Genomic DNA, 7,957 nt, shown 5'->3' with positions numbered 1-7,957 from the left:
CCTCGGTGCGCTGAGCCTGGGCGGTTGCGTGACAACCGACGGCAGCATGAGCCTCGCAGAGGCGGAGAAGGTCTACGGTCCGGTGCCGGAGGAGAAGTTCCCGATCCCGGCGGCCGATGTCAGGAAGGTCGATCCGAAATATTTCCGCCGGACTGTCCGTTACGAGACCAAGGAAGCGCCCGGCACAATCATCGTCGATCCCGGCAACTATTATGTCTACCGCATCGAAGAGGACGGCAACGCCACCCGTTATGGGGCCAATGTCGGCCGCGACGGATTCCGGTGGAGCGGTGATGCTTACGTCGGCCGCAAGGGCGAATGGGCCACCTGGACGCCCCCCAAGGAGATGATCAAGCGCCAGCCCGAGGCTGCCAAATACGCAGGCGGCATGCCGGGGGGCCTCGACAATCCGCTCGGCGCCCGGACGCTCTATCTCTATCAGAACGGCGCCTATACGCTCTACACGATCTACGCCAGCAGCGATCCCGAATCGATCGGCTCAGGCATCACAAGCGGCTGCGTCGGCTTGTTGAGCCAGGACATGATCCATCTCTACAACCGCACGCCGGTCAAGACGAAGGTGGTCGTCCTGCCTGCGTAAGGCATCGCCGCCGGTTCACGGTGGGGCGCAACACGTATTGCGCCCTCAAGCCTCGGTTCGCCTCGCCATTCCACCCGACAGCGTCATTGACAAGCGCAGCGAGCGCCCGCGTCGGCCTCTTGTGGCGTCAAATTCGGGGAAAGCATCCGCAGGAACACCGTCGATAGCGACGCATAAACCCCTCGCCGCTCGATGGTTGGCAGATAAGCCGCGATTCCAGCGAACGGCTGACCGACAGCGTCGGCTGAGCCTCAATCACGGCCGCTGCCATCCAGATGCGAGGTCCGCGATACTGGGAGCTGCCCTCATCCGGGCCGATCGCGCGCAGCGCATCGAGCGGGTCTTCGTCGGGGGCGCCCACATTGATTGGCGGTGTGACGCCGTGTTGGCTATTGGACGCCAGGAAGTATTGCAGGGCGTGTGGACGGAAGTGACCATCGGCGCCAGAACTCCGAGAGTCGGACTATGCCACCGTTGTCCATTCGCCTCTGCCGCCTCCGCGTCCTTTCCCTATTCGGGCGGGTTGAATTGTAATATCTATCGAATTCATCTGAAATATTTTGAAAATTGGGATATATAGCGTATTGATTGCCGATTGTTTTCGTAAAAATCGACTTTTTAAGAATACTAACCATATATTTCTTATAATAGGTTTTATCAATGCCATTCGCGCCGCCATTCAAAGAGAGCTTTCAGCCTGGAGATATCATCTTTGGTCTGGGCACATTTATGGCATATGACTTCGACAGATACAGCCATCTCGTTTCGCCAGACTTGATGCGCCAGTTAATAAATATAAACCGGTATCTAATCAATGGAGAGAAACTAAATAGCTTTACACCAAGTGATAACTCTGAATTTCTAGCTACAATTCTGCGTCATCCTAAATACAGACAAGCAGCAGATCTAGAGTATCCGGACTTCGTACGATGGAAAAAGAAGTCGAAATTTGGATTGTATTGGCATACTCACAGTGAATCAAGCGCGACTGTGCATTTCTTCCTCGACCAATTGGACATCGCGGCTGTGATAAAAAAGAGCCATGAACATGATTATGTAACGCCATTGGGCGGGAAGCGCAGATCGATCACTGGCTCTGAGTTGCGGTGGATATACCGAAATCGGCATGACCCCCAAGTGCAGAAAAGCGTTCAGTTCTGGCGGAATGGATATCCCGAGTATCCTCCTTGGGATGCGAGCTTCTGGCAAAGCCCTAGAGACTTCTGCTCATGGAAGCGCTATTGGCCTCGTCGGCTCGAACAAAGATAGGCTGCGGATTCCCGGTTTTTTAGCATCCTGGGCCTTCCTGGAGAATTGCTGCCTCCTGCAAGTTGCGCGGCATGATCGTCAGCGGGGGGCTCTACGTTTCCCCGACTTCTTCCGACGCTATTCATCCTCCGCCGCCGCGGAATTAACTCTCCGCGAAGTCGGTCGAGATGGAGACGCTCCGCCAGTTGGCCAAGATCGCTTGGTCCGAGGCATGCTTGGCCTCTATCGCGGCAACGGTATCGCTGCCAAGTGGCAGTCGCACAGGCGGGTTGTCCGTGTCGGTGAGGCCGACCAGCACCGTTGCCAACTTGTCGGGGTCGCCTGGCTGCGCGTGGTTGAGCTCCTTCGCCACACCGCGCACGTTGCCCGCTGTCGAGTGATAGTCGGCGATGACGTTTTTACTCGCCACCAGTGAAGTCGAGTCGAGAAAGTCGGTGCGGAAATAGCCCGGCTCGATTACTGTCACATGGATGCCGAGCGGCGCGAGTTCATGGTGGAGCGCCTCTGACAAGCCTTCCACGGCGAACTTGGTCGAGCAGTAGATGCCGAAACCAGCTGCCGAGCGATAGCCACCTATCGACGAGATGTTAAGGATATGGCCCGAATGCTGCTTCCGCATTGTCGGCAGTACGGCGCGCGTCACGGCGAGCAGCCCGAACACATTGGTCCGATACAGCGCCTCGACCTCCGCGCCTGTTGCTTCCTCGATCGCGCCGAGCAGGCCGTAGCCGGCGTTGTTCAGCAGCACGTCGATCCGGCCGAAACGTTCCACCGTTGCGGCGACAGCCGCCTTCGCCTGTTCTTCGTCTGTCACGTCGAGCGCGGCGGCGAGAAGATTGGGGCGTTCGCCGAAACGTTCCGACACAGTCCTCGGGTTGCGCGCCGTAGCCACGACGTTGTCGCCTCTGTCGAGCGCCAGTTCAGCGATCCTAGCGCCAAAGCCGCGAGAGGCTCCAGTGATGAACCAGGTTTTCATGGTCGTGTCCCTTTACGTGCACGGTCGGACTCGCCGACAGGTTGATAATCGCATCAGGGGCGCGCGGCTGTCCGCATTTGCGCCCCTGCCTTGGGCGAGAGCTACTGGTTAAGCTTGACGCGGGTCCACAGATCGTTGAACGCGATGCTGTCGTAGAACGCCGTCGCCTTGACGATCTTGCCGTCTTGCATGTCGAGGAACCAAGCATAGGTGTTCACATAGGGCTTGCCATCTTTTGCCGTACCAGCCGCGTCGAAATGGATGATGACAGTGGTGCCATCAGAATAGATATCACGAATTACCGGTTTCAGTCCGACGCTCATGCGCTCAACGAAGGGCCGAATAACTTGGCCGAGGAATGCCTCGCGGCTGGGATAAGTCTTCGATGCCAATGAGTTGCCTGTGATGGTCCATACGGCGTCTTCGGCAAGCAGGTCGTAGGGGCTACCGGTGCCGGCCGCCCAGGCGTCGAACGAACGCTGGACGATCGTCTTGTTCTCCTCGCCCGAGGATTTGTTCGCCTGCGCGACCGGAATGAAGGCAGCCGTGGCGAGACTTGCTGCGGCGATCGCGATGAGAGGGCTCAAGCTGGTCATATCCGTCACCTTTCTTTCGTTGCAACAACGCCTTACGGAGGGCGCTTTACCAGTATGGGAAGGGAGAGAGGGAGCGGCGGTCGAAGAACCACCGCTTCAAAGGACTTTCGTGTCAGATCTGGTTGTCCCAAGCAGCGATCTGGTGCTGCTTGAGCATGTCCTCGATCACTTTCGGCACCACGTTGCGGAACTTCCCGGTGTCGGCCGGCACGACTTCGATCATGCGGTCGATCATCTCTTTCGGATCCATCTTGCCTTCCGGCGTGGCGAAGAAATCGTCAAAGCCCTTGCGCAGATCGGCGCGCTTGGTGAAGTTCTTCTTGTCATCCAGCCAGCGGAAGGGGTTGTCCGCCATGGTCTCGTTGTAACCAGTGTAGTAGGCGCCCGGATTGATGGTCTGGATCCTGATGCCGTAGGTGGCAAGCTCCTGCTGCAACGCTTCGGCGATCGATTCCAGCGCGTGCTTGGTCGAGACGTAGGTGCCCCAGTTGGCCGGCGTGAACAGGCCGCCCATGGACGAAGTGAAGACCACCTTCTTGCCGTTGCTGTTACCCTCGCGCACCCAGCGCTGGATCACGCCTTGGGTGAGGACGAGCGGCAGGAAGACATTGATCTCGAAGTTGCGGCGCACGAGATCGACCGGGATCTCCCAGACCGGACCGGCTTCACCCTGGCCGGCATTGTTCCAGAGGATGTCGAAATCCCAGGACTGCGCCTGCCTGATATCATAGGGATCGGTGAGGTCGAGGCGTTCGACGCGGAAATTCTTCAGGCCGAGTTGCTCCGCTTCCTCGCGCAGCGGCGTCACCTGTGGCGAAACCTGAACAGTGGCGATGATGTTGTGGCCGTTCTTGGCCATCCCGATGGCGGCGCCTTTGCCGAAGCCGGAACCTGCGCCTGTGATAAGAATGGTCTTGGACATGGTCGTTCCTTTCTTTGAGTTGGGACGTGGTCGGGAAGAGGATGGGTTCTCAGGGATTAGCGGGTGAGGTTCTCGAAAGCAGCGAGCGCGGCCTGTGCGACCTCGGCATCCTGAGACACCGCACCGCCGGAAACGCCGACCGCGCCGATGACGCTGCCTTCCGGGCAGCGCAACGGGATACCCCCGCCGAAGGGAGCGAGGCCACCGTTGGTCAGCTCCAAGGCGTGAGCCGGAGCGCCGGGCTTGCAGTATTCCCAGACTGCTTCGCTGTTCGCTTGGAACAGTACGGCGGTCTTCGCCTTGCTCATCGCTATGTCGATCGACGCGAGGACCGCGCCGTCCATCCGTCGGAAGGCCTTGAGGTGGGCGCCGGCGTCAAGCACGGCGATGATCACCGGCAGGCCGATCTCGCGAGCCCTGGCTTCCGCGCCGTCGATGACGGCCTGGGCCTGGTGAGAGGTGATTTGCATGACGTTCTCCTGTCTGCGTCGTCTTGACGAGGAGAAGATCGCTGGAAGGCCGGTGCTGCGCGAGTTCGGTGTTGTTAAGCGGCGTGAAGCTTTGTGAATGCGATAAGGTCGCGGAAGATAACAATCCCTTGCGAGATCGTGGCTATCGATCAGACTGCCTCTGGCGGACGGCCGAGCGCCTCCAGCAGCGCCTTGGCGGCGAGGAGGTCGGCGCTACAGAAGCCTTCGCTGAAGCGGGCATAGGTCGCTCCAAGCAGTTCGCCTGCCGCATCGCTCCGGCCATGGCTTCGCCAAAGACGGGCGAGGCTGGTCGCGGCCCGCAGCCGCCAGGATAGCGCGCCCTGTGCCTCGGCAATCGCGATCGCATCCTCCAGTGAGCGTTCGGCTGCCTTCTCGTCGCCGGCCTGTGCCAGCAAGTCGCCGCGAACGCGCAGCAGCTCCGGCATGTTGTAGACCGCTGTATTCGCCGAAGGTGCCGTTAGTTCCCCTATGAGCGCGAGCGCCTGGTCGTAGTGGCGCCGCGCCGCGAGGCCTTCGGCCAGCGTGCAGCTTAGCCAAGCCGAATAGTTCTCGTAACGCGCGGCACGCAGTCTGTTTAGTGCCTCTCTGACGAGATTCACGCCTGCCTCTACCTCGCCGCGCCGGAACATCACCTCGCCCCTGAAACCGAGGCCCACCGATTGGTAGGGGGCGAGCGAGTGCTCGCCCGCATGTTGGATCAGATGATCCACGTAGTCCTCGACGGCTTCCCATTCTCCCATCAGGTGGAATACGCTGGCCGAGCCGATGAGCGCCACGCAGCCCGTAACCGGATCGAGATTTGCGATGTCACCGGCCTCGAGCGCAGCCTTCGCGGCCTGATCTGGAAAGCCCATCTGCCAGAGCGTCCTTGGGATAAGGATCGGTGCGTCGCGATCCGCGCCGAAGAACTTCGTTGTTACCCGGCGGTCGTCAGTCGGCTGCTGTATCGATTCCCAGAGCGCGTCGCGCGCCGGAGCCAAGTTGCCGTTCAGATGGTGCGAGACGCCGAGCATGGAATATGCGGCGGCGACGGCGACCGGATCGACGAAGTCGGTGGCGATCGCCGCGGCTTTCTCGGCCATCGACACGAGCGCGGCGAAATCCCCCCTCCGCCGATGGTACATATGCATGCCGCAGAGCAAACGGAACTGCCCCAAGCTGTCGTCAAGCGACTCGGCGATCTCCAGCGCTCGCGCTAGAGAAGCGTGGGCTTCCTCACTGTTGCCCTGAGAAAACATCAGAGCTTGGCCGAACGCTAACCGTAACGCCATTTCGCTCGATGTGCCGCGCAGGGAAGCGTCGAGCACCGACAGCGCGCGCTGAGTCCATAGTCGGCATTCGCCAAGCAGCGACAGGTCGAGGAAAAGTTGGGCCGAGCGGGCGGCGAGTTCGGTGCCGAGCCGAGTGTCGCCCAAATCGGAGAAGGCCCATTCCAGAGCTGCGCGCACGTTGCTCAGCCTTTCACGAGCCGGCCGTTCGGGTTGGCCAGGTGTATTCACAACAGAGCGGTCGAGAAGATCACAATAAAACGCTGCATGCCGTCGCGACGTATCGGCCAACTCGCCTGATTCGATGAGCTTCAGCCGCGCATAAGCGCGCGTCGTGTCAAGAATACGGTAACGGGTGCGGCCATCGCCTGAGTCGGCGACGACTAGAGATTTGGAAACCAGCTGCACCAGGGCCTGGACAACCTGCGCATCATCCACACCATTACCGGCGGCTACGACCTGCGTTTCCTCGAGCATGAACTGTCCGACGAAGACGGAGAGACGCCTCAGCACGGTTCGCTCGCGATTGTCCAGCAGCTCATAGCTCCAATCGAGCGTCGCGCTGAGCGTCTGGTGCCGCGGCAGCGCCGTACGCCGTCCTTGCCAGAGCAAGTTCAATCGTCCACCCAGCTGCGCGGCAGTCTCGCGCAATCCTTGCAGCGTCACGCGCGCGGCCGTCAGTTCCACCGCAAGCGCGATGCCATCCACCTTGCGGCAGATGTCGGCGACGATTTCGGCGTCCGCATCGCTAAACTCGGCGCGATAGCCGGCGGCCACCGCTCGCTCAAGGAAAAGCCGGGCAGCAGGATAGTTGGCGATGGTCTCGGCGGAAATTACGGCGTCGTCGGGCGGAAACGCCAGCGATGCAAGCGGATAAACGTGCTCACCATCGGCGCGCAAAGCTTCACGACTTGTTGTAAGGACAGCTACACCCGGTGCCTCCTGGCAGATTAACTCTGCCAGCTCGGCCGCCGAATCCACGACATGCTCACAACAATCGAGTACAACCAGCATTCGCCGCTCGCGCAGATAGTTGACCACATTGCTCGTCGCGCTGCCCGATTGAAGCAGGTTGAGCACGCAGGCGAGCGACTCGACCACCGGTACGTCCGATTTGCGCATGCTCAAATCCATGAACTGCACGCCGTCGGGGAAAGTGCCGGCCAGCTGGCTCGCCACGGATAAGGCCACCGTCGTCTTGCCGATGCCCCCGGGGCCATGAATGGTGACAAAGCGCCGCGACTGCACGATGCTGGCGATCTCACTGACTTCGCTCTCGCGTCCTACCACCAGGTTCGACCGTCGCGGTAGATTTGCCAAAATGTCGGGTTGGCAAAGCGCCGTCGCGATCGCGTCCGGCTGATTGGTCCTGCGATCGACGGCGGCGACGAAGCAATAGCCGCGACCGGCGATGTTCGTCACATAGCGCGCGCCCTCCCGTCCGTCGCCCAATGCTTTGCGCAACCCGGCGACATGCACGCGCAAGCTGCTCTCCTCTACGGTTACACCGGACCAGACATGGTCAATGAGCTGTTGCTTGGTGACGACATTGCCGGCGTTCTCCACCAGCATGATCAGTATGTCGAGCGCGCGGCTGCCGAGTTGCACAGGCGCGCCCTGCTTCATCAGGCGGCGCTCCTGAACGAACAAGGCGAACGGACCGAATTCCGAAGCTTGTACGGAAGATGACATCAGGTCCCCTCAACCTTCGAAATTGCGCTAAAGCTGAGACGAAGCTTAAGTGTCCTCGTTAAACGGGCCAGTGCGCCCAGTGCTTTTTTTGTATGGCAGTGCTTTTGTCGAAAAACAGAACCGCAGACTTAGCTCACATTCT

Annotated in this window: 6 protein-coding genes; 1 reads left to right on the top strand and 5 read right to left on the bottom strand. The window is 60.1% G+C overall.

Annotation, left to right across the window (positions count from 1 at the left end):
- Positions 1–601 (top strand): L,D-transpeptidase (locus KF719_RS17640; protein ID WP_293510718.1); only part of this gene is annotated, 601 nt, incomplete at its 5' end.
- Positions 602–2,012: 1,411 nt separating this feature from the next.
- Here KF719_RS17640 and KF719_RS17635 read toward each other — a convergent pair.
- The 5 genes from KF719_RS17635 to KF719_RS17615 form a co-directional block, all read right to left on the bottom strand.
- A complete protein-coding gene (locus KF719_RS17635; RefSeq protein ID WP_213333422.1) occupies positions 2,013–2,846 on the bottom strand; it encodes an oxidoreductase in 834 nt (277 codons plus the stop codon).
- A 101-nt stretch (positions 2,847–2,947) separates the two neighbouring features.
- Complete coding sequence (locus tag KF719_RS17630; protein WP_293510716.1) at positions 2,948–3,442, bottom strand: nuclear transport factor 2 family protein; 495 nt, start codon at positions 3,440–3,442, stop codon at positions 2,948–2,950.
- 112 nt (positions 3,443–3,554) lie between these two features.
- Positions 3,555–4,364 (bottom strand): SDR family oxidoreductase, encoded by an 810-nt coding sequence (locus KF719_RS17625; protein ID WP_213333426.1) that lies wholly within the window; start codon positions 4,362–4,364, stop codon positions 3,555–3,557.
- A gap of 56 nt (positions 4,365–4,420) precedes the next feature.
- Positions 4,421–4,834 carry a heme-binding protein gene (locus tag KF719_RS17620; protein WP_213333427.1) on the bottom strand — a complete coding sequence of 138 codons (414 nt, stop codon included), beginning with the start codon at positions 4,832–4,834 and terminating at the stop codon, positions 4,421–4,423.
- A gap of 149 nt (positions 4,835–4,983) precedes the next feature.
- The gene (locus KF719_RS17615; protein ID WP_293510714.1) at positions 4,984–7,815 is read right to left on the bottom strand and encodes a winged helix-turn-helix domain-containing protein; all 2,832 of its coding nucleotides are present in this window, start codon (positions 7,813–7,815) and stop codon (positions 4,984–4,986) included.
- Positions 7,816–7,957 lie beyond the last annotated feature (142 nt).

The sequence above is a fragment of the Parvibaculum sp. genome, from assembly GCF_019635935.1.
GTDB lineage: Bacteria > Pseudomonadota > Alphaproteobacteria > Parvibaculales > Parvibaculaceae > Parvibaculum.
Note: the sequence above shows the minus strand (reverse complement) of the source record. Positions and strands in the feature narration are given on the sequence as shown.